Source organism: Nesterenkonia alkaliphila (genome assembly GCF_009758175.1).
Lineage (GTDB): Bacteria > Actinomycetota > Actinomycetes > Actinomycetales > Micrococcaceae > Nesterenkonia > Nesterenkonia alkaliphila.
The window spans coordinates 78,319-104,447 of record NZ_WRPM01000051.1 but is presented as its reverse complement, the minus strand read 5'-3'; the positions used below and the strand labels follow the sequence as shown (position 1 = coordinate 104,447).

Here is a 26,129-nt window from a genome sequence, read left to right as displayed (position 1 = left end):
ATGCATGGCATGAGCGCTCCTGACTTGGACCCCGAGCTGATGAACAGATTCCGTCGCTCGGGGGCGGAAAATCACGTCACACTACTTATTGGTGCAGGCGCGTCGACTGGATCAGGCCTGCCGAACTGGAGAGAACTCGCCAGGCGTTTGTTGCTCGAAAGCTCCTCCGTGGAGTCAGGAGAGGCAGCTGACCTGTTGCTCCAGCATCAGGACGAACTGCTGGCAGCAGAAGCAGCAAAAGCTCGCCTCGGGGTCGACTGGGGGTCAGTTGTTAGGAGGGTGCTCTACCAGGGGCCCCCAACTCAAACTCCCTCTGCCCTGCACCGTGCTGTTGTTGGGTACGCTCTTTCCGGAGATTCTGAAGACACTACGTTGCTAACGCTTAACTTCGACACATTGCTGGAATCAGCATTCCACCATGAGGGGGAGAACGAGGCTAAAGCTGTTGCCACAGATAACCACAAAGAGTCGCTTCCTGTGTACCACCTTCATGGGATCGTAGACCGGAGGTGCGCGCCTGAAGGATTAGCCTTGACGCTCTCCGACTTCAATGAGTTGATCGGCGCTCCAGACACCTGGCAACTGCGTGTGTTGAAGGAATGCGTCCGCAAAGGTGCGCTCTTAATCGCGGGCACATCCTACCGGGACCCGGACCTCCGCCACTGGTTGCACGAAGCGCTGCGAGAACAGCCCCAAGGTCACGAAGCCATCGTTCTGTTGGCTCGGGAAGCGTTTGGGCTGTCCCGCGCTGACTTTGCAACTGTACGCGACGCGTTGGAAGACCAATGGAGAGCGGTCGGCCTAGAGCCGGTTATCGTCGAAGAGTTCACAGATGCAGGTCAGATCCTCCGAGAACTACGGCATATTGATGCTCCAAGCTACTTATCGCCCCAGGAGAGGGCGCAGAGCCTTTGGGCCGCTCATGAACGCTCCTTCGGGGACCTCCAGAAGCAGTACGCCGAACAGCTCTCCAAAGAGTCGGGGCAGTTAAAACAACTTTTCGGCGCAGAACGCCTGAACTTATCTCTTTGGTTGGCGGAGGGGGACGGCAATCTGGTGCGCTGGGCCTCTCAAGATCGAATCTATTGTGATCCTACGCAGCTTCGCAGAGTTCCGAGCGGCCACGACAGCCCCTGGATTGCAGGACGGGTGTTAGGTGCTGATGATACGCGCTTTCAGGACCTTCCGGAGGGAGGCCCCGGGAGATGGGGAACAGTGCTGGCGACTCCGATTCGAGTAGAAATTCGCGGGTTGCCTTATATCGCCGCTGCGGTGCTCAGTGTCGGTTTGCCGGGGAAAGCAGAAGATTACGTAGGCGTGGAAGGACTTTGGGGCGAGGAGATCCTAGACATCGCAAACGATTGGAGCCGACGGCTCGGCTCCGCTGATGAGATAGCCGAATGTTCTACACTGGACACTGAAAGGGAGTGATCGCAATGGCCAGCCAATTATCTTTGCAGAGCCTAGGCAACGGTGAGTACCGGGTCACGGGAGTGCGGAGTAGCGCGCGCACGGGTCGATACATCACTGCAACCAACGCTGGAGGCACTTCACTCAGTGCAAGCGCCGTACAGGGCCGCCGCTCCTCGTAACAACGGCCATTCACTGCGCCGATGCTTTTGCACAAGGGTCTCCTGTCTCACAGCACGCACTACGTTGCCGAGCGCGTATAGCCTATTGAGGTGATTGAACAGGAGCTGGTAGACAGTGTTGGGGTGAGCGTACGGGCCACCGGAGACCCCCGGGCGCAGTTCCACGGGTTCTCCATGCCGGGCACCCGCACCGACCCGGAGCGGTACTTCGTGGTCCTCGACGACAGCTGGCCCTACCACCAGCGCACCAAGGCCCTGCAGAACTCCTGGAGCCCCCAGAAGCTGGCCGACTACATCGAGACCCGCAGCCTGAACCGCATCCTGGTGCCCGCCGCCATGGGCGAGGCACCCTTCGGACCCCAGCGGGACTACCTCTACGCCGAAGGCACCTACGAGTTCATCCAGGCCGCCGGCCTCGCCGGGCGCCGGCGCGCTGCCGAAGCCGGGAAACCCATCGCCGCAGTCACCGGATCAGCCGGAAAATCCACGTTCAAAGCCATGCTCCAGGCCGCCTACCAGGCCTGCTGTCCCCGGCATCAGGTGCTCTCCCCGCCCACCCACTTCAACACCTACATCCGGGTGCTGTCCGAACTCACCCGCGCCGCCGACCACGACCTCACCCTGCTGGAGCTCTCCGCCGGGGGCCGGGGCGCCTTCTTCCGCGAAGCCATCCCCAACGGCACCCCCATCTCCCCGGAGGTCGCGGTGATCACCAACATCAGCCACGCCCACACCAAAGTTATGAAGCACCTCAGCGGAGTGGTCAAGCAGAAGTCCGAGATCCTCAAGAGCCCGCCGCCCGGCGGCACCGCCGTGATCAACCACGACACCCTGCGCAGCCGGGACCTGCAGGACCGCGCGCTCGCCGAGGGCTGGAACCTTCTCACCTACGGCCAGCACGACGACGCCGCATACCGTCTCCTGGACTACAACCCGGCAGAGAGCACGGTACAGGCACAGACCCCGGCAGGAACCCTGCGGTACCGGATCGGCGCCCACGGCCACCATATGGCCGGCAACAGCCTGGCCGTGCTGGCAGCCCTCCACGCATTAGGGGTACAGGACACCGAGCCGGCCTTCGCCGCCTTCGAAAGCTTCCAGGCCCTGCCCGGCAGAGGCGAGACGGCTGCGGTGGATCACCCCGCAGGCGGACAGGTCCACCTCATCGATGAGACCTACAATGCCAACCCCTCCTCGATGACCGCAGCCCTGCAGAGCCTGGCCGCTCGGCAAGCCGGGGCCGGCCGGCAGCGCAGAATCGCGGTGCTGGGTGACATGCATATGCTCGGCCAGTACGAGCTGAAGCTGCACCGCAGAATCATCGAATCCCTCAGCGACTACGGACTCGACCGGATCTACCTCTGCGGGGAGCTGATGGGCCAGGCCTACGAGCAGACCGGTCCACAGAAGAACATCACCCACCTGCCGGACACCGCCGCTCTGACCCGGCAGCTCAACGATGACCTCCGCGGCGGGGACACCGTGATGCTCAAAGCCTCCAACTCCATGAACCTGGACGAGGTGCTCACCCAACTGGTGACCCAATGGCACCAGAACCGGTGACCCCCGAGGAACTGCGCAGCGGGATCCGCAGCCTGTTCGCCCCCGAGGCAGCAGCCGGGGCCTATGCCATCGACCTGCGCACCGGGGCAGTGCTGGCCAGCTGGCAGGAGAGCACGCCCCGGATGATGGCCTCCACCGCCAAGCTCTTCACCATCGGGGCCGCCCTGCAGACCCTGCCGGTCCGCGGCCACGAGCGCACCGAGCTGCTGCAGCGCTGCGCAGCAGCCGGCCGGAAATCCGACAACACCGTGGCCGATGAACTCGCCGAACAGATCTCCCGGTACAGACGGGGCCTGATCCGGCCGCGCCGGCCCAACACCGCACACGGAGCCCAGCTCATCACCCGCCACGTCAGCTCCGTGGTGCGCAGGAGCACCCAGGGCCGGGCAGCCCTGCAGCTGGGTGCCGAATACCGGCAGATCGACGGCTCCGGGTACCGGTTCGCCAACCGGGCCAGTCCCCGGCTGGTAGCCGAATATCTCGCCGCCATGGCCGCTGCCCCCGGCGCCGCGGAGTTCACCGCGAGCCTGGCCGTGATGGGCCGCAGCGGCACCCTGCGCTCCCGGGGCCGCGGAGAGGGGATCACCGGCCTGGTGCTGGGCAAGACCGGCACCCACCTGACACCGAAAAGCGAAGGCTACCCACGGGGGATGCGTTCCTCAGCTCTATCCGGGTACTGCCTGGCTGGGCCGGAGGGAACCCCCGTGGTGGCCTTCGCCGTGATGCAGGAACGCCCCGAGTCCAAAGCTGCGGCCAAGGCGCTTGAGGATCAGGCCGCCGGGCTCCTGAGCCGCTGGGCGGTGGCATAGATCTCCGCCGGCTCCTCGGTGCCCAGTGCCGCCAGCATCTGCTGGGCACCCTCGATCAGCTGCACCCGGGAGGTCCGTGCCCCATAGAGCTCGGCAAGAGATGATGCTTGGGCTGCCAGGGCGGTGATGGCGGCGTCGTCGTTCTGGTCCTTGCGCAGGATCAGCTGGGGGATATGCAGCTTCAGCAGCCGGTTCCAGTAGTCGATGCGCATCCGGCCGGCGAGCTTGGCCCGCTGCCCGCCCGCACCGCGGCCCAGTGCCAGGATGCCGAAGCAGTCATGCAGGAACTGCAGCTGCTTGACCGCCGGGATCTCCGCGCGGGAGACATGGCCGCGGCTGTTCTGACCGGCCGGATCCAAGGTGATGAAGTAGCAGTTGGTGTCCGGGACCTCAGCCACCTGGCGGGCGTGCAGGAAGGCGCTGATCATGAAGGGATGGTCACTGGCGTAGATCAGCGACTCGTTGAACCGGTAGCTGAGGCTGCGCAGGAACTCGGTGCGGAAGAGCTTCTGCACATGCAGGCTGTTCAGCCACCCGGCGTGGTAGCCGCCGGGGTGCTCGGGGTTCTTCCGGGCCAGGATGTTCGGAGCCGAGCGGTTGACCCCCACATAGCGGCCCACGGCGATATCGGCCCGCTGCGCACCGGCTGCGCGGGTCAGTGCCTGCAGGGCTTCGGGGCCGAGGTAGTCGTCTGCGTCCAGGAAGAAGGTGTAGGTGCCGCGGGCGCGGTCCAGAATGGTGTTCCGGCCCCTGGAGGGGGAGCCGGTGGACTTATGGGCCAGCACCTCGAAGCCTGCCCACTCTGCGCTGCTGCTGAAGCTGCGGGCTGCGGCGGTGGTGCGGTCCGAGGAGCCGTCATCCACCACCAGGACCTCCATCTGATCCTTGGAGAGAGTCTGATCTACGAGGCTGCTCAGGCACCGGCTGATCACCGCGGCGTCGTGATAGCTGGTCACCCCCACGGTGACCAGGGGGGTGCCGGGTGTACCGGTGCGCGGGGAGGCCCGGCGCAGGCGTTCAGCCAGAGAAAAACCCATGAGCTATACCCTAATGGGGTGAGTGAGGCCGCTGCGCCACTACGGAATGTACGCGCGTAGTCCCTGAAACCCAGCCGGCCAAATCAGGGTTAATACTTTGCGCCAGGCGCACCATGTCGCGTACGCGGCTCTTGAACTTGACGTTGAGGACAGGCTCAGCATGCGCCACGCGGTTCCGCAACGTGTGGAGACGTTCAACGCGGCCAGCATGGGCTTGAGGCTGGTCGTGAGGGCGCCCTGTAAATGCAGTCTGAAGCGCCTCTCGCCATAGGATTTTCCGTTGGACATAGTTCTTGGCGTTGGGGTCCTGTGTGGGCATAAGCCGGGCATATACGCCGAACGACAGTTGGGCGACCAGGTCATTGTGGTCGATGCTGGTATCCTTGCGAGGGTGCTGGGAGTCACGGTTGCTGCGTGCTGTCTCTGCGTTAGTTCTGGCTATTCGAAGTGGCTTGCGAATCATCGAGTTGAGGGGCTTTGCCGCCCGAGCAGTCCATTCCCAGGAATACCCCGGCCCTTGGGAAGCGTTCCATTTCCTGAGGGCATCGTCGATAGCGTTGCGGAACAACACTTCTGTGATGCTGAGCGTTTCGAAGAGGGCCCCGGAAACCTGGGTATTCCAGAGATACAGGCGTAGCGCCAGTTCCAGGTTTTGTGAGCTGGCCTGCATGTAAGGATCCATGCGGGCAGCATGTAAGTGATTCAGGACATGTTGGGCCGTAGAATCTTGCGCCATAGGATCATCCTGGCATATTGTGTAGCTAATACGAGGACAAGGTCCCTCGTTCTTTATACATAGATCGTCCCTCCGGCAACTGCCGGGGGGCTTTCTCTTTTCAGGGATACCCTAATGGGGTGAGTGAACATGGAACGCCGCCTCAGCCGATCATTGCCGTAGTGCCCTGCCGGGCCGGTTCGAAGCGGGTGAAGAACAAGAACACCAGGCCCTTCGCCGGGTTCGACAACGGCCTGCTGGAGCTGAAGCTCAAGCAGCTGAGCAGGGTCGAGGCGCTGGAGGAGATCCTCATCTCCACCAATGACCCGGTGGTGGCCGAGATCGCCGGGGAGTTCGCCGAGCAGGACCGGCGGATCACCGTGGTGGAGCGCCCTGACGAGCTGGGCCGGTCCTCCACCCCGATGAGCGAGTTCATCAAGTATCTGGGCACCCTGCGGGATGAGGGCACCATGCTGATGACCCACGTGACCCACCCCTTTGTCACCCACACCGTGTTCAACGAACTGATCAGCGCCTGGGCCAGTGCCGCCGCGCAGGGACACGACTCCCTGCTGACGGTCACCAAGCTGCACACCTTCCTCTGGGACGCCGAGGGCAAGCCCTTCAACTACGACGCATCCGTGGAGAAGTGGCCGCGCAGCCAGGACATCGCCCCGCTGTATGAGGTCAACCATGTGGCCTATCTGATTCCCTTCGCCCGGGTCCGGGAGGTCGGTGACCGGGTGGGGGAGCGGCCCTTCATGCATGAGATGGAGGGCGAGGCAGTCATGGACATCGACTGGGAGGAGCAGTTCGACCTGCTTCAGGACATCGCCCTCGCCAAGATCCACCGGGGGTATGAGCTGCTGTAGGCAGAGTGAGCGAGCCGGGGTGCCGGCGCCGTCGTCGGTCTTGGATGTCTAGGTTGGTACGATCAATTCGCTGGTCTCAGGGTGTACCAACTAAGAGGCGGTTGGTATGATCAATTAGGTAAGCGCTCGGTGTACCAAGTTTGGAGAAACCAATGCCTAGAGGCCGGCCATCGCGTGCGACGGTATACCAGCGATTGGAGAATGCAATCGAGGAGCTCAACGAGCGTCTCGGTGGCCTGCCTTCGCCGAAAGAGGCGGAATTCATCTGGTCTGATATCTGGCATTTGGAGGCGCACCACTCAACAGCGCTGGAGGGCAACACCCTGGTCCTGCGCGAGGTCGAGACTCTTCTGGAAAAAGGACGGGCTGTTGGAGCCAAGCCCCTCAAAGAGTATATGGAAGTCCAGGGGTATGGCGTCGCTGCGCAGTGGGTCTATAGTCAGGCTCTTGAGCCAGGAGATTGGAAGACGGATGGATTGATCAGCGTCTATGAGGTGCGGCAGGTCCACCACCGAGCGATGAGCCCCGTCTGGGAAGTTGCTCCCCACCCAGAAGCCACACCGGCAGAAAGTCCAGGGAATTTTCGCGAACACGACATTCATGCTTTCGACGGAGGCATGACTCCACCCCCGTGGCCGTTGGTTCCAGCAGAAGTTGATGAGTGGGTGGCTTTCATCAACTCTCATTCGGACATGTTGCGCAGTCGTGAAGACTCGAAGCCTTGGCCGGAGCGCCTCGCCGAAGTTCATAACCGGTTCGAGCAGGTGCACCCTTTTATCGATGGCAATGGACGTGCTGGCCGATTGCTGCTGAACCTGTTGCTTGTGCGGCTTGGCTATCCCCCTGTGATTGTGCTGAAAAAGCAGAGGCCGGCATACCTGAAAGCTATGCAGCGTGCCGATGACGGAGACCATGGGCCCCTTGGGGAACTCTTGGCAAGAGCAATGTATGACAACTTGAATAGGTTTATTGTGCCGAACGTCGCCGGGCCTGCACGTCTTGTCCCGTTGAGTGCATTGGTTGACAAAGAACTGTCACTTGTTGCTCTCCGGCATGCTGCTCGGCGGGGGCGTCTCGACGCCGTCCACGGTCCCGATGGAGAGTGGAGAAGCTCGCGGAAGGCCGTTGACGAGTACAAGAAGTCCCGAGGCAGGATCTGAGGGGTAACGAAGCATGATTCGTGTGATCTGTGTCCGTCATGGTGAGACGGAGTGGAATAGGGCGCACCGGCTGCAGGGGCAGTCGGAGGTTGCTTTGGCGGCGTCGGGCATTGTCCAGGCTCAGGCGGCAGGCCTCTACGTGCGCGGGCAGAACCCGGCCGCCGGGTACGTCTCCCCGCTGAAGCGCACCCATGCCACCTTCGCCGAGTTCGGGCTCGGGTTCGATCCCGTCGAGCTGCCCGGGCTGATCGAGCAGAACCTGGGTGACTGGGAGGGCATGAAGACCGCTGCGGCCAAGACCGAGTACGCCGAGCTCTATAAGTCCTGGAAGAAGGGCGAGGGCACACCTCCCGGGGGAGAGGCCCCCGGCGCGGTGGTGGAACGGATGAAGGCCGCGTTCTGCCGCATTGTGCGCTCAGCTGCCAAGCTGGAGCCGACCCCCTCAGTGGACACCGACTATGACCTGCGCACCGTGGTGCTGGTCTCCCACGGCACCTCCACCAAGGCGCTGCTGGAGGGCCTGGGGCTGATCGACCGCTCCCACGTGATTTCGTTGACCGCAGCAGCGATCAGCGTGGTGGATGTCCCGCTGCACGGCGGGCCGCTGAGCTCCTCGCTGCCCAAGGGCGGCACGGAGGTCGAAGGCGGCCCGGAGGCTGAGGCGCAGATCATCCGCAGCCTGAGCGATGAGCAGATCACCGCCTATGCCAAGCTGCGCATGTACAACCTCTCACCGGAGGTCCTGGCCGCGGTGGGTGGTGGACGGTTAGAAGCCGAGGGCTGCTGCTAGGCCTTGTTCGATGGCTCTCATGGTTTTCTGCAGCAGGGTGCCCTCAGGGTGATCGGCGACCGCTTCGTCAGGCCACACCTCGATGAGGTTGTCGCACTTTGCCCAGCCGGTGACGCATTCGCCGGCGGGCATCTCCACCACGGTAGGCAGATTTGCGTGGCGACCAGTCGTCGTGATTGGGACGGCTAATGCTGTATCCAGACCTCTGTTGCGCGCGTTGTTCGACACGATGAGCTAGGGGCGACGCCCTGCCTGACCGCCCAGGTCCATGTATCACACCTGGCCGCGCTGGAACGGCGTCATGACGCCTCAGTGCGTGCAGCAGGCCACTCTGCGGAATGTGGTGGAATCCCTGGGGCAGTCGGAGATTGCCTTGGCAGGCTACGCGCGTCAGGGCGTGAGCAGGGCGAGTGGCACTACGGCTACACCGTCTTCCCGTCGGTAAGCGACTGGGCCAGTGTTTATGACTACTTTGTCTAGGAGGCGGTCACCGATCTGGGTTTCGAGCCAATGCAGGTGCTTAACGTCAGTTTTGTCCACCTGATGCGAAAGCTTGACTTCAACCCCGAGCACGCTGTGGTCTGGGCGCTGGATGATGAGATCCACCTCATGCTCGCCACCCCTGCTGCGCATGTGGAGTACGGTCGCCTCATGCAGATCAGCATAGGTTCGCAGTGATTGGGTTACCAGGGACTCAAAAAGTGCACCGAGCCAGGTTCCGGCGTAGTCGAGGTTCTCCGGCCCCTTGCCTCTCAGCAGTCCGTGCTGGTCGATGCCCGCGAGATGGGCTGCCAATGCGGGGTCTACCAGATGATGTTTGGGTGACTGGGTCAAGCGCTTCAGCGGAGTAAAGCTGGGGAGCCAGGCATCCAGAGGCTCGAGGATGAACAGTCGCTGTAGGTGGTCTCGATAACTGATCGCGGTTTCCTTGGCTGGTCTGTCATCCTCGCCAGCGGTGGCTGCAGCTAGGACTTTTGTATAGCTGGTGCAGGTGGCCGTGGCGGCCGCGTAGGCTTCCAGCCACTTTCTCAGGCTCTGTGGTTTTCGCACTAGCACACCGTTCTCGGGGAGATCCCGAGAGATGATGCGCTGCACGTAGCTTTCGAGGTGTGGTCGACGAGCCCGGCTAGGGAGGTCTCGGATACCGGGGAAGCCTGAGCGTAGAATTTCTTCCGCGTACTCGGGAACCGAGAAATCTGTTGTTCCAGTGATATCAGCCCGAGCTCCGGAAAGAAGGTCCTTCATTGAAACCGACCCTTGGTCGGGGTGACGTTCCGCGAAGGATAAGGGGCGCATGGTGAGGCTCACGATGCGTCCGGCGCCAGAATGGATGCGAGTGCCGGATGGGATATCGGCGGAACCGGCCAGGAGAAATCTTCCGCCTGATGGGTCGGCATCTACAGATCTGCGCACACGGTCCCACACGGCTGGAACCAGTTGCCACTCGTCAATGAAGATTGGGGGTTCGGCCTCAACCACCTGTCTTGAGTGGGTCTCGACGGAAAGGCGCTGCCGGTCATCGTCCAGTGAGAACGTGGTGCGAGCCCGTTGCATCGCTGTTGCAGTCTTGCCCACACCTTTGGCTCCTTCCAGCGCGATGGCTGCAAGGTGTGGGAAGAGATCGTCAAGAATTTCATCCATGACGCGGCGCTTGTAGTTCACACGCGCAACTCTACCAAATGTCGACCTTGAATCCGACCATTTGTCGAGATCGAACTAGTCCATCTGTCGGTGCAAGGAACTCTATGTGCACGTTTTCGAGCTGGTTGGATGCTCAAACGCGAGGAAAGTGGGAGCTGTGGTGGGGGCCATAGGGGATTTTGAGCCTGAGGGTTTAGGCTGTGGTGCTGGGGGAGTCCAGCAAGACGTAAGGAGTGCCGCGAATGGGTGTGTGGCGGCGTCGTACTCTGTCTGGGACTGCCGCAGCGGCCCTGCTGCTCGGTGCGCTCGCAGCCCCGCCGGCGGCCGCCTACTCCAGCCCGGAGGAGGTGCCCAACCCGTTCCAGGACTACAGCGCTCAGGACTACTACGACGCCCTGTGGAACCTGGAGACCACCACCTATGTGCGGGAGCTCGACCGGGAGTCCGGTGAGGACTGCGATGTGATCACCTACCGGGTCAGCCACCCGCTGGGCCTGGACCCGGAGCGCACCTATGTGCACATCTCCGATGCGGAGAACTGGTGGTGCACCGGCCAAGAGGCCGATGAGCTGCGCGAGGAGTTCGACGCCCTGGACGAGGAGGACCCGAACTTCTACCACGGCCGGCCCTATGAGAACACCGCACAGCGGGTGCCCTACTACGGCACCTGGGCCGATGTGAACGGCAACGGGGTCAACTCCCGCACCGAGATCCACGCCCGCGACCTGGGCAACTCCAGCTTCACCGTCTCCGGCACCTACTGGGACCACTACTCCGGGCAGTACGTGGACATCGCGCAGACCGAGACGCACGGGGAGCACATGATCCCCGTGGGGCACACCTGGCCCGAGATGCAGCACCGGTCCCGGGAGGACCGCGTGGCCTACTACAACGACCCGATGAACCTCACCTCCACCATCGGCTGGATCAACCGGGAGAAGGCCGGGCAGACCCCGGCGGAGTGGATGCCGGAGAACACGGAGGCGCACTGCGCCTACGGGATGACCTGGACCCATATCGCCAATAAGCACCAGATCTCCCTGTTCCAGCAGGACGTGAACTACCTGCGCGATCTGCTCTGGGACTGCCTGGAGGAGGAGCTGGAGGACGGTGAGGTGCTGGGGGACGGTGGCGTGCTGGGCGGGCAGCGTAGCGAGGACCTGGACTGGCAGGCCCTGCCCCCGGAGCCCGCTTCTGAGGATGTGGCCGCGGAGCCCGGCGGGGGACCGCGGGATCACTACTCCGACCGCGACTACGCCGACGCCCTGTGGAACCTGGAGCACCATGTGCGGACCCGCTCGGTGGAGCGGGAGGAGCACGAGGAATGCGATGTGCTGAGCTTCACCACCACCCACCCCCGCACCGGTGAGGAACGGACCTATGCGCGGGTGACCACCCCGGAGAACACCCAGTGCTCGGGGGAGGAGGCCGATGAGCTGCGCGAAGAGCTGGACGAGCAGGCCGAAGAGGACGAGAACTTCTTCCACGGCAGCCCGCTGGCCGGGCAGCGCCAGGAGGCCTTCGGCGGGTGGAGCGTAGACGGTGCCGGAGTAAGCACCCGCCACCGGGTGCTGGGCCGGGACCTGGAGGCCGCGGAATGGAACAACGCGGAGACCGCAGTGCTCGGCGGGACCTTCTATGACCCCTATACCGGCGAGCAGATGTCGTACAGGCGCTTCGCGGTGACCCTGGACCACATCCTGCCGGTGGGCCACGCCTGGCCGGAGATGGAGCACCGGGACGCTGAGGAGCGAGCGGCGTTCTACAACGACCCGGCCAACCTGCTGGCCGTCCCGACCCTGGAGGCACAGGAGAGGTCCGGGGAGGCGCCGCGGAACTGGATGCCCGAACATGAGGGCTTCCACTGCCGGTACGCCATGGGCTGGGTGCACACCGCGGTGCGCTATGACATCTCCCTGTTCGGCTCGGACATCAGCCAGCTGCGCGAAACCCTCTACGCCTGCCTGGTCGAGGAGACCGACGGCGGCTCATTGGACGGGCCGCGCCGGGAGGCCCTGGACTGGGCCAGCCTGCCCCCGTACTGAGCCGTGGTGCGTGGCTGAGTGTCCGGGCTGTCCTTGGCTGGGCGGAGGCGCGGTGTGCTGCGTGGAAATGTGGGTAGCCCGGACTAGACTCGTTCCTCGATGCTAAAACCACTGGTGATAGGGGCTGAGGCCGCCAGCCGTGCCGTCCGCGGGGCCGCTAGGATCCCCGGGGCCGATACCGCCCTGGCCCGCGCCGTCGTAGCCTCCGGCCGGTTCTTCACCCCCCGGCTGGAAGTCGGGATGACCGACCGGCCCCGGGCACTGGACAACCTGCACGAACGCGCCTCCACCGTCCTGTTCGAGGCCAACCGGACCGGAGCGGAGAAACTGGCCGAACAGCTGGACATCAGCTCCATCACCTCCGCGGAGACCCTGGAGCGGCTGGCCCTGCGCTATATGAAGCTGCGCAAGTACGAAACCGCCCTGCAGCTGCGCCAGCGAGCCGCCGAGCTGCAGCCCGAGAACCCGCTGCGCTGGGTGGCCCTGGCCCGGTCCCTGCAGCGGGCCCGGCGCGGAGCAGTCACCAACGACCCGGTGGCCGGCCTGGTCCACGGCGCGGTCTCCGACACCGAGGCCGCCCGCGAAGCCCTGGCCACCGCCCAGCAGCTCGACCCGCAGAACCCCTACATCCTGCACGAACGCGGCCGGCTGGAGTTCGAGCGGGGTGACTGGCCCACCGGGCTGGAGCTGCTGCGCCAGGCCGTGGAGACCGCCCCGGAGGCCAGCTCCAGCTGGTGGTCCTACCTGGCCGCCGCCTACCGGAAACCCCATGTCGCAGACCTGGACAAATCCCTGGAGGCCTACGAAAAGGCCTTGCAGCTGCGGCCGGACCGTGAGGCCGCCTTCCGCGGCGTGATCCTCATGGGCGCCCGCGCCGACCAGGACTGGGCCCGGCTCTGGCGCAGCGCGGAGCTCTACGAATCCGCCCGCAGGACCCGCGGCCGGGCTGCCCGGATGAAGCTGATGGAAGCGCTGCGGCCCATGTTCGCCGCCGGTGCCGGCCGGGCGCAGATCAGTGCGGGGATCGTGCAGCTGGGCATCGCCCACACCAAGGGGGAGCGGCTCTCCTGGCCCACCACCAGCCTGATCGTCTACCGGCTCTCCTTCGCCCAAAGGATGAAAGAGGCCTTCGCCCTGCGCCGCGGTCTGGCCCAGCGCAGCGCCGCCTGGCTGGGCACCGCCAGCGCCGGGCACAGCAGGCACCGCCAGAAGCTTCTCTCCGCCCTGGTCTACCTGGGCGAGTACCAGCAGGCCCAGCAGCTGATCGACCCCATGCCCTGGACACCCAGCACCACATCCGAGAAGCACCGGCTGGCCAAGATGGCCGCCGATGTCCATCTCATCCAGGGCCGCCCGCAGCCGCTGATCGACCACGCCGCAGCCCGGGCAGCGGATCTTCCACTTCCCGGTGAGGAACTTTTCCGGGAGCTGGTGGCAGGGAAGCGAGTCGCCGTCGTCGGCCCTGCTGATACCGGCGACCGGCTGGGCGAACTGATTGACAGCTTCGATGTGGTGATCCGCCCCCGGCTGATGACAGAGTTCGACGACGCCCAACTCGCCAGACTCGGCAGCCGCACCGATATCAGCTACTTCTCCGGCCGCGACCTTGAAGAGTTCGTGCCGGTGGCAGAGCAGGCCGTGGCCCACGGAGAGCTGCAGATGGTGGTGGGCCGGGCCCTGAGCATGAGCAGCTTCAGCGCCGAGCTCCCGGACTGGCTGCGCTTCTACCGCCACGACTACTCCCTGGGCTTCCACGGGCCACCCATGGGGATAGGCCGGATCCTCTACGATGTGCTGCAGTTTGCCCCTGCCGAGATCGGCCTGTTCAACATCGACTTCTTCACCGGCCAGACCGCATTCGGCGCCGGCTACCGCGAGGGCAAGGACGCCGGGCTGGGGCCGTATTCCATAGTCAACGAGATCATCCTGGCCCATGACCTGGTGTTCGAGCACCGGCTGACCACAGCGATCGCCGCCACCGGCCTGCTGCGCGGCCACGGCGTGGTGGCCGATGTGCTGGACCTGGACGAGCCCGCCTACATCCAGCGGCTCGAAGAATCCCCGGCCCTGCGCACCGCAGAGGGATGAGGTGCCGACTCCGGGCCCCTGGCTAGGATTGGGTGATGACCGCCACGCTCGATCGGATGATTTACGTAGATGACTCCGGGCACCCGTCCTCGGGCTTGGTGGTCTATGGATGGATCGAGTTCCAGCCTGATCACTGGGCCACTGTGCTCCGAACATGGCTGGACCTGCGAAAAAAGTTATGGCGCGACTATGGTGTTCCTGTTGTTGAGGAACTGCACGCCACGCAGTTTGTCAATGGGCGGGGGCGTATATCGCAACGGATTCCTGATCGGTTTGTACACAGAGGCCAGGAATTCTGGAAAGACCTGGGCAGGGCGGTTGCCGTGGAATGCCTCGATGCACTTCGCTCTACGGAAGGACTCAAGGTCGGAGCGGTATGGCGGCGCGGTCCTGCGGAAGAGTTTGCAAGAGTGAAAGCTGAAACATACTCTGCGTTGATCCGAGTCTTTGAGGAGGAGCTAGCCCAAACAGACTCATTAGCACTGGTGTTTATGGACGGTGATGGGAGCGATTCTTCCTACCGGCAGAGCCATCGCAGTCTGAAGCTGGCTGATCGGAGAGTCTTGGAGGATGCGATCCACCTCGATTCCAGAACTTCACAATTGATGCAGATGGCCGATCTGGTTGCTTGGAGCGCAAATGTGTCTATAGATCCCCATGCTGGCAATCAATTCGCAAGGGAATGGTATCCGACGTATCTGGCCCTACGTGATCCTGCTCGCCGTCCTAGGGAGATTTAAGCGTGAAGAGCATTAAACAGCTAGACCCCCGTCTCCACATGTGGTGGGGGGGTCTGCACCATCTAGAATACACGACAGTTCACCGAGACGCATCTATTGGCACAGACCCGTCATTATCTCTACAAACTAGAAACTGGAGTGACTTGTGGCGGTGAGTCTGCATGGGCTGCGGTTCAAGATCGCCGCCGCAGCTGTGGTCAAGGCCGGTGTGTATGGGGCAGTGAGGGTGCCCGGGGCGGCGTCGTTGGTGGAGAGGCTTGCCGAGCGTATGGCGCCTGCAGGCCGGGAGACCACCGGCAGCTACCGGGGCTTGGCCTCCGGGCTGCTGCGCCAGGCGCTGCCGGAGAACCCGGGCGCGGGGCTGGTCTATGATCCGATCGCCGGGCTGGTCCCCGGTACCGCCGAGCCCGCAGCCGATGTGCAGGACCTGGCCCGCCGCGCCGAGCAGGACCCCACCGCGGCGAACCTGATCGCCGCCGCAGCCGCCTACCGCAAACCCTATGTGGATGATCAGCAGACTGCGGCTGATCTTTACGAGCTGGCCTTCTCCGAGAACCCCGGGGACCTGCGCGCCGCCGAAGGCGTACTGACCTGCGGGTCACGCTCCCACTATGACTGGCCGCGGATCTGGTCGGTGCTCGGCGAGCTGAAACCGCGGCGCGGCCCGCTCAGAGCCGGCAGCGGATTCTGGCGTGCCTTCGACGCGGTCTTCACCCCCGCGCCCAGCGCCGAGGAGGTCCGCGCTGCCGCCGCTCAGGTCCACTACCAGGAGCACCGGCTGCCCCGCCTGCACCAGTTGCTGCTGGAGACCCTCGCCGCCCGGATGCAGTACCTGGGCCGGTTCACCGCCGGAACCCGGCTGCGGCAGGCAATGGCAGCCAACCGGGTCCATGAGCTCAGCGGGATCCCGCTGGAATCTGCCACCTGGCACAAACACCTGCTGGGTGGCTACGCCTATATAGGGGACGACGCCGCCCTCCTGCACACGGCCCGGAAACCCTCAGTAGTTGCCCGCACCGCCTCCGTCCAGCGACAGCTGCAGAAACTGGCCGCTGACGCCGCCCTATGGACCGGGGATGCGGGGCCGCTGCGCGAGCACGCCAGGGCGCGGCAAGCCGAGACCCCGGCCCCCGGCGAGGAGCAGATGCGTCAGCTGGTGGCCGGGAAGCGGATCGCGGTGGTCGGCCCGGCCGCCGGAGACGGGCTGGGTGAGCTGATCGACTCCTATGACGCCGTGGTGCGCACCCGCCACACCCCGGCGGGGATGCCGGTGGATGCGGGTACCCGCACCGATATCGCCTACTATGCCGGGCGCGATCTGCTGCGCGACTATGACCAGATCGCCGCGGCCGCAGATTCCGGGGCCTTCCAGCTGGCAGTGACCAGGCCGTTCTTTGTCCAGGCGCCCAGCCTGCAGCAGCAGTGGCCGGCATGGCTGCGGCCGGCCCGGTTCGAATACGGGCTCTACTTCCGCGGGGCGCCGCAGGGTCTGCAGCGGATCATCTACGACCTGCTGCAGTTCGCCCCGGCGGAGATCGCCGTGTTCAACGCCGATTTCTACGCGGGGCAGGCGCTGGCCGTGGCAGGCTACCGGGCCAGCTACACGGCCTTCGGTCCCTTTAACCAGACCAATGATGTGGTGGCCATGCACGATCTGGCCCATGAGTTCCGCTGGGTCCAGGGCGTGCAGGATGCGGGATTGATCACCGCCCACGGAGCGGCTGCGGAGGTCCTGGGGTTGAGCCAGACGGCCTATCTGCAACGGCTGGAGGCCGGCCCGCTGGGGCTCGGTTCCGGCAACTGACGCTGGGTTCTCGGGTTCTGGGCTTGTGCCTCGGGGTGGCGTCTTCTTCGCTTTGCTCCCTGGCTTCGCGCTCGGATCGCTTACTGTTGTCCGTGGCCCCGCGATCTGCCGTCTGGCTTTGGCCGCGGAGCCTCTGACTCGAGTCTCTGACCTCTGGTTTCTACCTCCAGGCTCTGGACCGTGCCTCTAGGTTCCGCCTCGGGGCTGTGTCCTCTTGCCTTCAGCCCCGGGGCTCTGCCCCTGCCACCGGTCCCCGACTCCAGACTCCGCCCTCGTGGTTCCTGCCACGAGGCCCGGACCTCTGTGCCTGGTTCCCGACTCCAGCCCGCCTTTGGCTTCTGCCCGGGAGCTCTGACCTGCGTGTCTGTTCCTCGGCTGCAGCCCGTCCTCGTGGCATGTGCCTCGGGCCTCTCTGCACTTGGTTTCCGCCTCGGGGCTCTGACCCCTGCCACTGGTCCCCGACTCCAGGCCCCGCCCTCGGTCTATTGTTTCTGAGAGTTCAAAATGACACGAACAATATCATCCGAGCCTCTACATCGAACAAATATAACGAAACCACTTGTGATGCGTATCACATTGCTGTAGGATTGGAACATGGATACGAACCCAGCACTGACGCTGATCCGGGAGCCCGCTGTTGCCGGCGCAACCGGGGGCGGGGGAGTCTCTGCTGAGTTCCAGAATGACTGGCAGGGCCGCAGCTCACCTGCCCCGGCCCTGCCTGCGGAGTACGCGCACCTGACCGAGGAGCCAGAGCTCGCAGCGGTTTGGGAGGCTGAAGTCACCGCTCGGGTGGCTGAAGCCCGCAAGATTACGGAGCTGCTGGACTACCGGGACCGGAAGGTCACTGAAGCAACGCAGAGCCGGGAGAGAGTTGATAATTTCACGGGCCGGGCAGCGGCGAAGGCGGCCCACCATCAGGCGGGTGTCCTCTTGGGGGTTCCTGAACGCCATATCGCGAGCATGCTTGGTACTGCCGCCACCGCACGGCAGTGGCTGCCCCAGCTGTGGGACCAGTTCTGCCGGGGAGAGATCGATCTCTCCCGGCTGAAGGTGCTGGTCTCCGGCGCCGCAGACCTGATTGAAACCAACTCCGGCCGGCCGGAGGATCAGCAGGAGCTCACGGCCGCACTGGATGCGCAGTTTGCCGCTGTAGCCCCATCCCAGAATGAGCGGATTCTCAAAGAGCAGATCCACCACCACGTGGCTGCGGCAGACCCCTCGGGCGACCAGCGCCGCTATGAGCGGGCCCGCAGCTCCCGCGGGGTCTCCCTGACTCACCACAGCAACGGTATGTCTACCCTGCGCGCGGTTTTGCCCACTCTGACCGCTACCCGGATCTATCAGGAAGTGGATGCCGCAGCCGCAGGCATGCCGCGCCGGCAGGCCCACCCCGAGACCGGGAAACCCGAGGACACCACCCGATACAACCGAACGGCCGATGTGCTCACCGCATGGATCGACCGCGGTGCCGCGGGTGGGAATGCCGAGGGTGCCGAAAAGAGCGGGACTGCAGTGGGTAGTCCCAGCCGCCGCCCCACCGCAGCTGCCATCAACATCACCGTTCCCCTGGAGACCCTCACCGGCGATTCCCAGGCTCCGGCCGTCAGCAGCGACGGGGCATTCACCCTGCCTGCATCTGAAGCTCGCCGCATAGCTAATGACCCAACCGCAGACAACACTTACTACCTCACTGGCACCACCACCGGAACCGATGGTGTTGAAAACCGAGAGAAGATCGTCAAGATCGGTAAGACCAACCCTCTTGACGGCCTCTGTGCAACCGGTGAGCTGGCTCGTGAGGCACTGATTCAGCAGCTGAATGCTCGGCCGAACCTCCTGGAGGCGAAGTCCTCGGCCCGGTTCGTGACGGGAAACCTGCGCACCGCAGTCCAGATCCGAGCCGGGCAATGCCAGGCCTACGGATGCACTGAACCTGCCACCCGGTCAGAGGTCGACCACATCATCTCTCACGAGACAGGTGGAGCCACCGATGCGCAGAACTCTCAGGTGCTCTGCCACCACCATCACGAGATCAAATCCCACGGGCACCTCCCAGGCAACGATCCGCCACAGCGGGCCTCACCAGATCCCCCACCAGACTGGGCCACCACCGGAGCCGACCCGCCCCGGGCGAACCCAGGTGGAGCACCCTGACCCTCAGCACCCCTGATGCCTGAACACCTGGTTCCAACGGGGTGCCGGGCAGGTTGCCCCAGTCGACCTCAGCCCCCTGCTGCGGCAGGCACGGGCAAGGCGCTTGACAACTCAATAGTGATCCCGGCGCTCTTCCTGCTCCTTATACTGGATGGCCTCAAAGAGCAGATCGCGGCGGATCTCGGAGGTGGAGGTTCCCTCGGTGCGCGGCAGGTAGACCACCTCGCAGTGTTCCCGCAGGTACTCAAACCGCGGGGACCCTTCCCAGTCCGAGCCCATCACCACGGTGTTGATTTCATGCTGAGCCACATCCAGGCGCTTCTGCTCCCAGCTGGTCTCCGGAATCACCAGGTCCACATACTTGATGGCTTCCAGCATCATCTTGCGCAGCTCATAGGGGTGATAGCTGGGCTGCTTGCCGGGTTTGGCTTCATTGAACTCGTCAGTGGAGAGCCCGACGACGAGATAGTCACCAAGTGCCCTGGCCCGCTTCAGCAGTCGGATATGCCCCCAGTGCAGAAGGTCGAAGGTGCCGTAGGTGAGGATGCGCTTCATAAGGTGGGCGGGGCGGCGTCGTACTGACTGTCCGGCTGTCGCCGCTCAGGCGGAGCGGGGCAGGGCAGTGAGCTTAGTGGTCACCACGGCGGGTTCACGCACAGTACGTTTGCGCCGGGCGGGCAGCCCCACGGCATCCGAGAGCAGATCACGCCGGATCTTGGAGGTGGAGATCCCCTCAGTGCGCGGCAGATAGACCAGCTCACAATAGTCCTGGAGGTACTCGAACTGGAAGACCCTTCCCAGTCCGAACCCATGACTACAGTGTCCACATGGTAGCGGCGGATGTCATCGATCTTCTGCTCCCAGCTGGACTCCTCGATCACCAGGTCCACATAACGCACCGCCTCCAGCATGTCGCAACGGGTGGCGTATTGGTGGTAGGGGGCGCGGACCTGCTTGTGCTCCACGGCGAAGTCATCAGTGCTGGCACCGACAATAAGGTAGTCGCCCAGGGCCTTGGCGCGCTTAAGCAGGCGAATATGGCCCCAGTGGAGCAGGTCGAATGTTCCGTAGGTCAGAACTCGCTTCATAAGGTCCTCACACCGTCCCCCGGTTGTGCCCGGCACCGCACCGGCAATATCGATGACATTTGCAACTATTGCCGCATGATAGCAATGTCATGAAAAGGGAAGGTTTCAAGCTGGGGTAGAGGATGGTGTGGGCTTATGCTCAGGTTCCAGGTTGAGGGCTTCAACAATTCGGTCGGCACAGGCTGGGGGATCCTCCGGCAGCGCACCATCCCGGTCAGTGACGTAGTTCAGGTGCTTGGAGCGGAACTCGCGGTAGTCCGGGTTACGCAGTTTCAGTGCGGTCTCCACCGCCTCAGTGGCGGAAGTCACGATCGGGCCGGGGACTTCAGCCTCATAGTCCACCGCCAGGCCGCGGGCCTTGGTGTAGTCCTTGATGTCATAGGGCCAGAACACCAGGGGTACGTCCCGCAGAGCGGCCTCATAGGTCACGGCTGAGTAATCGGTAATCACCGCATCGGCCACTGACAGCCAGTCAAGAACACCGAATTCACTGCCGATAATGGTGTTTCCACCCTCCGGCAGGGGGGACTTGTCCTGCGGATGGGGCAGCAGCACCAGAGTGTTGGGCGCGTCGTCGTGATCTGGGAACGCTGCAGCCAGCTGGGTATAGGGGATGTGCTTGCCGCGCCGGAAGGTGGGAATGTAGAGCACTGTGCGGCCCCGCTGGTCCTCAGGCCTGCGCAGCTGGGGGTAGCGGTCTAGGATTTCTGTGCGCCGGGCGCGCATCGTTTCAGCATCCAGCAGGTAGTCGATCCGTGGCATCCCCAGCGGCTGGATCTTCTCGGCCGGAATGCCGAAGGCTGCGGTGTAGATGGAGGCTGGAACCTGCCCGGAGGCGCAGACAAAGCTGTAGTTCTGGTGCATACGCATCGTGGCCGCCACCCGAGGGTTCGGGCCCTCCCTGGTCCCGGAGGCCAGGTGCCCGAACTTCTTGATCGCCCCCAGGGCGTGCCAGATCTGGCCGATCCGCAGATCCTTGCGGTGGTTGAGGATGCTCACGGGAATGATGTAGCCGTCCACCAGGCAGCCCGCGCAGGTGGCCAGATGGTACATCTCGCGGAAGGCCTTGGGGATATAGCTGGAGGAGAGCTTCTTGTGCTTGATCACCACGATCCGGTGATCCGGGTGCTTGCGTTGGATCGCCTGTTTGAGCAGGGCAAAGTCCACCGTGATCTGCTTGGGCTCACGGGTGATCAGCACCACCTTGCGCTGCACCGGCAACAGCTTCAGCAAGGCATAGACGCCCCGCGCCCCGGCGATCATCACGCCCAGCGGAGTGGTGAGGATGCGTTTTTCCAGGTCCCCCAGATCCTTCCGGCATGATCGACATGTGCAAATACCATGGAAACCCTAACGTACCCCTATGAGAAGGGCGTGCAGCCATCCCGTACCCTGGTGTCCTGTGAGCGAGGATCTGTTCGACCAGGCTGAGGATACTGACACCGAGCCGGAGCATAAGAATCGGCGGGGTAAGAGGGTTGCCATCGGGGTGCTCTGCGGTGCCTTGGTGCTGCTGATCGGCGGGGTGGCCGCTGCCGCCCTGTACCTGAATTCGTTGCGCGGAGCCTATGAGGAGGCCGTCAACGTCATCGACGAGGAGCACACCTTCCCCGGGACAGCCGAGCGGCCCGATGAGACCACCATTGACGATGAGGAGACCGGCGAAGAGGTCGAGGATGAGCAGCTCAACATCCTGCTGATCGGCTCTGACTCCGGCGGCGGCTCCGGCGAATTCGAGAATGTGCCCTGGCTGCCCAACTCCGGCCGCGCCGACACCATCATGTGGATGCATATCCCGCATGACCGGGACGCCATCTACCTGATGTCCATCATGCGAGATACCTGGGTGCCCATCCCCGGGCACGGTGAGGCCAAGATCAACGCCTCGCTCTCTTTGGGGGAGGGGCCATCGGTGGCAGTTGCGACGATGGAGAACTTGGTGGGAGTGCCCATCGACCATGTGGCCACCGTAGACATGGTGGGCTTCCAGAACCTGGTCTCCGCCATGGGCGGGGTCACCGTGAACTCGCCAGTCTCCTTCACCTCCCGGGACGGCTACCAGTTTGTGGCCGGGGAGCAGCATATGGACTCCGCCCAGGCGATGAGCTTTGTGCGCGAACGCCGCTCCTTCTCCGATGGGGACTACTCCCGGGTGCGCAACCAGCAGGCCTTCATGAGCGGAGTGCTCAACGAGGTGCTCACGCCTGCCACGCTGACCAACCCGGCCCGGGTCCATGAGATGGTCTCCTCCTTCGCCCCGCATATGGCAGTGGACTCCCAACTGGCAGAGGCCGGCTACGTGGCTGATGTGACGTGGTCACTGCGCGATGTGCGCGGCGGAGACATCGAGATGTTCACCCTGCCTAACCTCGGAGTGGGCACCGCCGGCTCCGAATCGATCGTGGTGGCTGACTTCGATGCCTTTGCCGAGGCAGGCCAGGCGATGCGGGACGGCACTTTCGGCGAATTCGCGGCAAATAATTGAGCTCCGTTTCAGCCTGAGAGCCCCTGAGCGGGACTCGTCATGGGCTGGCAGCTGATTGTGCGCTGTACCAGGGCTCAACTTATGCTGGGACGACCATGACCGACTCTGACGATCTCGAAGCTCTCGCTGCCAACCCGCACACCGACTGGGATGTGCTGCATTGGATTGCCGAGAATCATCCTGAGCTGCGTGCTGTGGTCGCGGCCAACCCCGGCACCTACCAGGAGCTCGTGGATGCCCTGGGATCCCTGGGGGATCCCGAGATCGATGCTGCCATCGCCCAGCGCGAGGCCGCTGGGGGAGTGGCTGGGGGAGTGGCAGAGCCCCCGCCGGATCCCCACCCCATGGCCGGTATGTGGGATACCGCCCCCGGCGCATACGCGATCACAGAAGCTGAGCAGGCCCCCACCCCCGGGACCCCGGAGACTGCAGAGCCCAGCGCCCCTGAGACTGTAGAGCCCAGTGCCCCTGAGCCGGTGATGGACCACCGGGAGGAACACTCGGTGGATCCGGATGATCCGGAGCCGGAGGGAGAACCGGCTGATCCGGAATCGGCTGGGATTCCTGAGGGCGAACAGCAGGATCATGCCGAGGCCGAGCTGGCCGCACTGGAGGGCGCCTATGAGCCGCATGAGGTGCTCGCCGCTGTTGAGCCAGTTGTTGAACCAGCTGTTGAGCCGGAACCAGCACCTGCCCAGATGGAAGCCGCGGCGGAGGTCCCGGAAGGATATTACGGGGAAACGCCGGGAGCCCACCAGGAAGCCCGCCCCAAGCGGGAGCTGCCGCTGCTGCCGATCGCGGCTGTGCTGCTGGGCTTGATCGGGGTGGGTGCCGTGATCGGGCTGCTGGTGCTGCTGCTGGGCGGCGATGACGAGCAGCCCGCCGCGGATGACACCCCCGAACCCCAGCCCACCCAGGCTCCTGCCGAGGATGAGGCAGAGGAGGAGGAACCGGAGGAGGCTGACCCAGCAGAGGGTGAGGAGCCCGGAGAGGACCAGGAGAGCCCCGCCGTCGACGAGGAGGCCCTGGCCCAGGCCCGCACCGCAGTGGAGGAGCTTGGTGAGAACCCGAGCTGCGAAACCGGTGAGGATGCCGGCGTGGTCGCCGCTTTCCTCTCTGCCGCCGGCTCCGAGCAGGATTTCCCCGGTGATGACGACGCCGCCCTGCTGGAGTCCACCTTCGAATCCATCCAGTCGCAGTGCTCACCCACAGCGGCCGCCGCCATCTTCGAGTCCGCGCGCAGCGGGCCGCAGGCCCCCGAGGAGGGCCAGGGTGAAGCGCTGAGCACCGTAGGCACCGACTGGGTGACCCGCGGCATCAACGATCTGCGCGGAGCCGAGGAGGTCAGCTCCTTCACCGCCCAGGGCGGCAATGTGGAGTGCGAATTCTCTGATGGAGTCACCTGCACCGTCTACAGCACCACTGTTGAGCCCTGTGATGAGGGAGCCACCTACCGGATGACAGTAGAGGGCGTGGAGGTCGACTGCGGGGCCCACCTGGAGCCCGGCGAACGCGAACAGAGCCTCTCAGAGAACGACGCCGCCACCGACGGGTTCCTGGTCTGCCAGGAACTCAGCGACCGGCTGACCTGTTTCAACACGGTGGAGGTCTTCGGCTTCGAGATGTCCAACACCGGGCACTACACCTGGTAGCACCGGCGCGGAGAGGGTACAGGCGTAGAGTAGGCCCATGGCTGACTATGACCCTGAGGCTCGCGTCATCGCCCCGGTGATCGTTTCCACCCGTGCCGCCACCGGTGAGCGTGAGGACGAATCCGCGCCGATCATCGCCGAGTTCGCCGCCACCATCGGGTTCGCGACCCGGCCCCCGGTGGTCATCCCGGACGGGGAAGGGGTGCTGGCGGCCCTCTCCGAGCTGCTGGTGCAGATCGAACCAGCGGTGATCATCACCTCCGGCGGTACCGGCCTGACCCCTGATGATCTCACCCCCGAGTTCACCAAGCCCATGCTGGACAAGGAGATCCCCGGGGTGGTGGAAGCCATCCGAGCCCATGGGCGCACCAAGAATCCGCTGGCCGCACTCAGCCGCGGGGTGGCCGGGTTCAAGGACAGGACCGTGATCATCAACCTGCCCGGCTCGCCCAAGGCAGTACGCGAGGGCATGGAGGTCCTGGTGGAGCTGCTGCCGCACCTCTGCGACCAGGTGGCCGATATCCGCGACGGCCACTGGGGCTGAGCCGGCTGAGCTGACTGAGCCGGCCCCGGGTTACCTCAGCCCGGGTTACTTCGGCCTGGGTTACTCTGTACCGTTTCTGTGCATGGTGATGGCGCGCTTCATAGTGCGCCGGGCCCGCGCCCGGTCCCCGGCCACATCGTAGGCATAGGCCAGCCGGTACCAGACCCGCCAGTCCTCGGGGGCAGCCTCGGCCTCGGCCTTGAACCGCGCAAACTGTTCATCGGCCTGGGCGCGGTTCGGCCGGCCTGCCGGTGAGCGTTCCACCGTATCCTCCGGCAGTCCGCCCTCGGCATCCAGGATCCGGCCTAGCCGCTCGGTGCGCAGCCCGAAGCTGATCGCATGCCACAGGAACCAGACTCCTACCGCCACTAGGACCAGGGTTCCGGCACCCAGGAGCCGGGCCACGGCGTCGTCGACCCGGAGGAACCGCACCGCAGAGGACACCGCCCCGGCCATGACGATCCCCACTAGGGCGATCATCACCCAGGTCCATATCTTGTCCTTCATGCCCCCGCCGGCCCCAGCAGCTCATCCAGGGCAGTCAGCTCAGCCGGCTCGGAGCGCTGCAGCAGGGTGGCCACCTGCAGCAGCCGGTCCAGGCGCAGCAGCCGGTCCAGCCCGTAGATCAGCTGGCCGGGCCGGGAGGCGACCTCGCGCAGCGCCAGCAGTACCCCGGGCATGAAGCCGGCCCGGTCGAAGGAGTCATGGCGCAGGGTCAGCTGCTCACTGGGATTGCCGAAGAGCGTCTCCTGGTGGGCGGTGAGCCCGCGCAGCCGCACACTGTGCACATTGACTCCCGCCACCTGGGCGCCGCGGGCCCCCTCAAGCTGGGACTGCGTGGCATCTGGGGAGGGGCCCAGCCCAGCTGCTCGCCGGGCCTGGCCCACCAGCTCGGCAGTGCGCACTGCGGTGCCGGAGGGGGCGTCCACTTTGGTGGGATGGTGCAGCTCAATGATCTCCGCAGACTCAAAGTACGGGGCGGCGATGGCGGCGAAGGCCGAGGCCAGCACTGAGCCCAGGGCGAAGTTCGGCGCGATCACCACCCCGGGTGAACTCTGCTCGATCAGGGCGGCCAGCTGCGAGCGCCGCTGCTCATCCCAGCCCGAGGTGCCCACCACTGCGTGGATGCCGTTCGCCAGGCCGAAGCGCACATTGGCCTCGGTGACATCGGGCACTGTGAGGTCTACCAGGTGGGTGGCACCGGCCTCGATGATCTGCTCCAGGGGATCATGGCGGCCCAGCTGCGCCACCAGCTGCATATCCGGTGCCGCCTGCACCGCGCGGACCGCCTCCGAGCCCATCCGTCCGCCGGCGCCCAGCACCGCTACTCTGATCTGTTCTGACATG

At 64.5% G+C, this 26,129-nt stretch carries 23 protein-coding genes; 14 read left to right on the top strand and 9 right to left on the bottom strand.

The genetic code is table 11. From position 1 onward, the window contains the following. Positions 1-9 precede the first annotated feature (9 nt). The 3 genes from GNZ21_RS07645 (at position 10) to GNZ21_RS07635 (ending at position 3,964) form a co-directional block, all read left to right on the top strand. Entirely contained in the window at positions 10-1,431 is a 1,422-nt protein-coding gene (locus GNZ21_RS07645; RefSeq protein WP_157322959.1) for an SIR2 family protein, read from the top strand. 251 nt (positions 1,432-1,682) lie between these two features. Beyond that, positions 1,683-3,155, top strand: coding sequence for a Mur ligase family protein (locus GNZ21_RS07640; RefSeq protein WP_157322958.1), 1,473 nt, complete (start codon positions 1,683-1,685; stop codon positions 3,153-3,155). Further along, a complete protein-coding gene (locus GNZ21_RS07635) occupies positions 3,137-3,964 on the top strand; it encodes a D-alanyl-D-alanine carboxypeptidase (protein WP_157322957.1) in 828 nt (275 codons plus the stop codon). The genes GNZ21_RS07640 and GNZ21_RS07635 overlap by 19 nt, the downstream gene beginning before the upstream one ends. Here the strand turns inward: GNZ21_RS07635 and GNZ21_RS07630 are convergent. Together GNZ21_RS07630 and GNZ21_RS07625 are read right to left on the bottom strand one after the other, a co-directional pair. Further along, positions 3,925-5,001 (bottom strand): glycosyltransferase family 2 protein, encoded by a 1,077-nt coding sequence (locus GNZ21_RS07630; protein ID WP_157322956.1) that lies wholly within the window; start codon positions 4,999-5,001, stop codon positions 3,925-3,927. The genes GNZ21_RS07635 and GNZ21_RS07630 overlap by 40 nt on opposite strands. A 10-nt stretch (positions 5,002-5,011) precedes the next feature. Then, a complete protein-coding gene (locus GNZ21_RS07625; RefSeq protein ID WP_157322954.1) occupies positions 5,012-5,683 on the bottom strand; it encodes an Abi family protein in 672 nt (223 codons plus the stop codon). 173 nt (positions 5,684-5,856) lie between these two features. On the opposite strand from GNZ21_RS07625, the gene GNZ21_RS07620 reads away from it, so the two are divergent. From GNZ21_RS07620 to GNZ21_RS07610, 3 genes are all read left to right on the top strand, one after another. After that, a complete protein-coding gene (locus tag GNZ21_RS07620; RefSeq protein WP_157322952.1) occupies positions 5,857-6,588 on the top strand; it encodes an acylneuraminate cytidylyltransferase family protein in 732 nt (243 codons plus the stop codon). Between the two features lie 194 nt (positions 6,589-6,782). Next, on the top strand, positions 6,783-7,748 hold the full coding sequence (locus GNZ21_RS07615; RefSeq protein WP_229659429.1) for a Fic family protein: 966 nt from the start codon (positions 6,783-6,785) through the stop codon (positions 7,746-7,748). A 13-nt stretch (positions 7,749-7,761) separates the two neighbouring features. After that, entirely contained in the window at positions 7,762-8,538 is a 777-nt protein-coding gene (locus GNZ21_RS07610) for a histidine phosphatase family protein (RefSeq protein ID WP_157322950.1), read from the top strand. On the opposite strand, the gene GNZ21_RS07605 is transcribed toward GNZ21_RS07610, so the two are convergent. Together GNZ21_RS07605 and GNZ21_RS07600 are read right to left on the bottom strand one after the other, a co-directional pair. Beyond that, entirely contained in the window at positions 8,515-8,766 is a 252-nt protein-coding gene (locus tag GNZ21_RS07605; protein ID WP_157322949.1) for a type II toxin-antitoxin system PemK/MazF family toxin, read from the bottom strand. The two genes, GNZ21_RS07610 and GNZ21_RS07605, sit on opposite strands and share 24 nt — an antisense overlap. 162 nt (positions 8,767-8,928) lie before the next feature. Next, entirely contained in the window at positions 8,929-10,200 is a 1,272-nt protein-coding gene (locus tag GNZ21_RS07600) for an ATP-binding protein (protein ID WP_229659428.1), read from the bottom strand. A 221-nt stretch (positions 10,201-10,421) separates the two neighbouring features. Between GNZ21_RS07600 and GNZ21_RS07595 the strand changes: the two genes are divergently transcribed. The 5 genes from GNZ21_RS07595 to GNZ21_RS07575 all read left to right on the top strand — a co-directional run bounded on the left by GNZ21_RS07595 (position 10,422) and on the right by GNZ21_RS07575 (position 19,013). After that, entirely contained in the window at positions 10,422-12,224 is a 1,803-nt protein-coding gene (locus GNZ21_RS07595; protein ID WP_157322947.1) for a hypothetical protein, read from the top strand. A 99-nt stretch (positions 12,225-12,323) separates the two neighbouring features. Continuing rightward, positions 12,324-14,312, top strand: a complete 1,989-nt coding sequence (locus GNZ21_RS07590) for a tetratricopeptide repeat protein (RefSeq protein ID WP_157322945.1) — start codon at positions 12,324-12,326, stop codon at positions 14,310-14,312. 35 nt (positions 14,313-14,347) lie between these two features. After that, positions 14,348-15,052 carry a DUF3800 domain-containing protein gene (locus GNZ21_RS07585; protein ID WP_157322943.1) on the top strand — a complete coding sequence of 235 codons (705 nt, stop codon included), beginning with the start codon at positions 14,348-14,350 and terminating at the stop codon, positions 15,050-15,052. Between the two features lie 145 nt (positions 15,053-15,197). Next, entirely contained in the window at positions 15,198-16,856 is a 1,659-nt protein-coding gene (locus GNZ21_RS07580) for a hypothetical protein (RefSeq protein ID WP_157322940.1), read from the top strand. A 594-nt stretch (positions 16,857-17,450) separates the two neighbouring features. Next, complete coding sequence (locus tag GNZ21_RS07575; protein ID WP_157322938.1) at positions 17,451-19,013, top strand: HNH endonuclease signature motif containing protein; 1,563 nt, start codon at positions 17,451-17,453, stop codon at positions 19,011-19,013. 111 nt (positions 19,014-19,124) lie between these two features. Here the strand turns inward: GNZ21_RS07575 and tagD are convergent, their stop codons facing one another. From tagD to GNZ21_RS07560, 3 genes are all read right to left on the bottom strand, one after another. Further along, positions 19,125-19,568, bottom strand: coding sequence for a glycerol-3-phosphate cytidylyltransferase (gene tagD, locus GNZ21_RS07570; protein WP_157322935.1), 444 nt, complete (start codon positions 19,566-19,568; stop codon positions 19,125-19,127). Between the two features lie 80 nt (positions 19,569-19,648). Then, positions 19,649-20,101, bottom strand: coding sequence for an adenylyltransferase/cytidyltransferase family protein (locus GNZ21_RS07565; protein WP_331250816.1), 453 nt, complete (start codon positions 20,099-20,101; stop codon positions 19,649-19,651). 105 nt (positions 20,102-20,206) lie between these two features. Beyond that, positions 20,207-21,364, bottom strand: coding sequence for a CDP-glycerol glycerophosphotransferase family protein (locus GNZ21_RS07560; RefSeq protein WP_157322933.1), 1,158 nt, complete (start codon positions 21,362-21,364; stop codon positions 20,207-20,209). 139 nt (positions 21,365-21,503) lie between these two features. Here GNZ21_RS07560 and GNZ21_RS16085 point away from each other — a divergent pair, with 139 nt between their 5' ends. The 3 genes from GNZ21_RS16085 to GNZ21_RS07545 all read left to right on the top strand — a co-directional run bounded on the left by GNZ21_RS16085 (position 21,504) and on the right by GNZ21_RS07545 (position 24,782). After that, on the top strand, positions 21,504-22,586 hold the full coding sequence (locus GNZ21_RS16085; protein WP_157322931.1) for an LCP family protein: 1,083 nt from the start codon (positions 21,504-21,506) through the stop codon (positions 22,584-22,586). Positions 22,587-22,681: 95 nt separating this feature from the next. After that, a complete protein-coding gene (locus GNZ21_RS07550) occupies positions 22,682-24,238 on the top strand; it encodes a variant leucine-rich repeat-containing protein (RefSeq protein WP_157322929.1) in 1,557 nt (518 codons plus the stop codon). A gap of 37 nt (positions 24,239-24,275) precedes the next feature. Further along, complete coding sequence (locus tag GNZ21_RS07545; RefSeq protein ID WP_157322927.1) at positions 24,276-24,782, top strand: MogA/MoaB family molybdenum cofactor biosynthesis protein; 507 nt, start codon at positions 24,276-24,278, stop codon at positions 24,780-24,782. Between the two features lie 60 nt (positions 24,783-24,842). Here GNZ21_RS07545 and GNZ21_RS07540 read toward each other — a convergent pair whose 3' ends face one another. Further along, the gene (locus GNZ21_RS07540; protein ID WP_157322925.1) at positions 24,843-25,289 is read right to left on the bottom strand and encodes a hypothetical protein; all 447 of its coding nucleotides are present in this window, start codon (positions 25,287-25,289) and stop codon (positions 24,843-24,845) included. Further along, a complete protein-coding gene (dapB, locus tag GNZ21_RS07535; protein WP_157322923.1) occupies positions 25,286-26,128 on the bottom strand; it encodes a 4-hydroxy-tetrahydrodipicolinate reductase in 843 nt (280 codons plus the stop codon). Before dapB ends, GNZ21_RS07540 begins: the two co-directional genes overlap by 4 nt. Position 26,129: the final 1 nt, after the last annotated feature.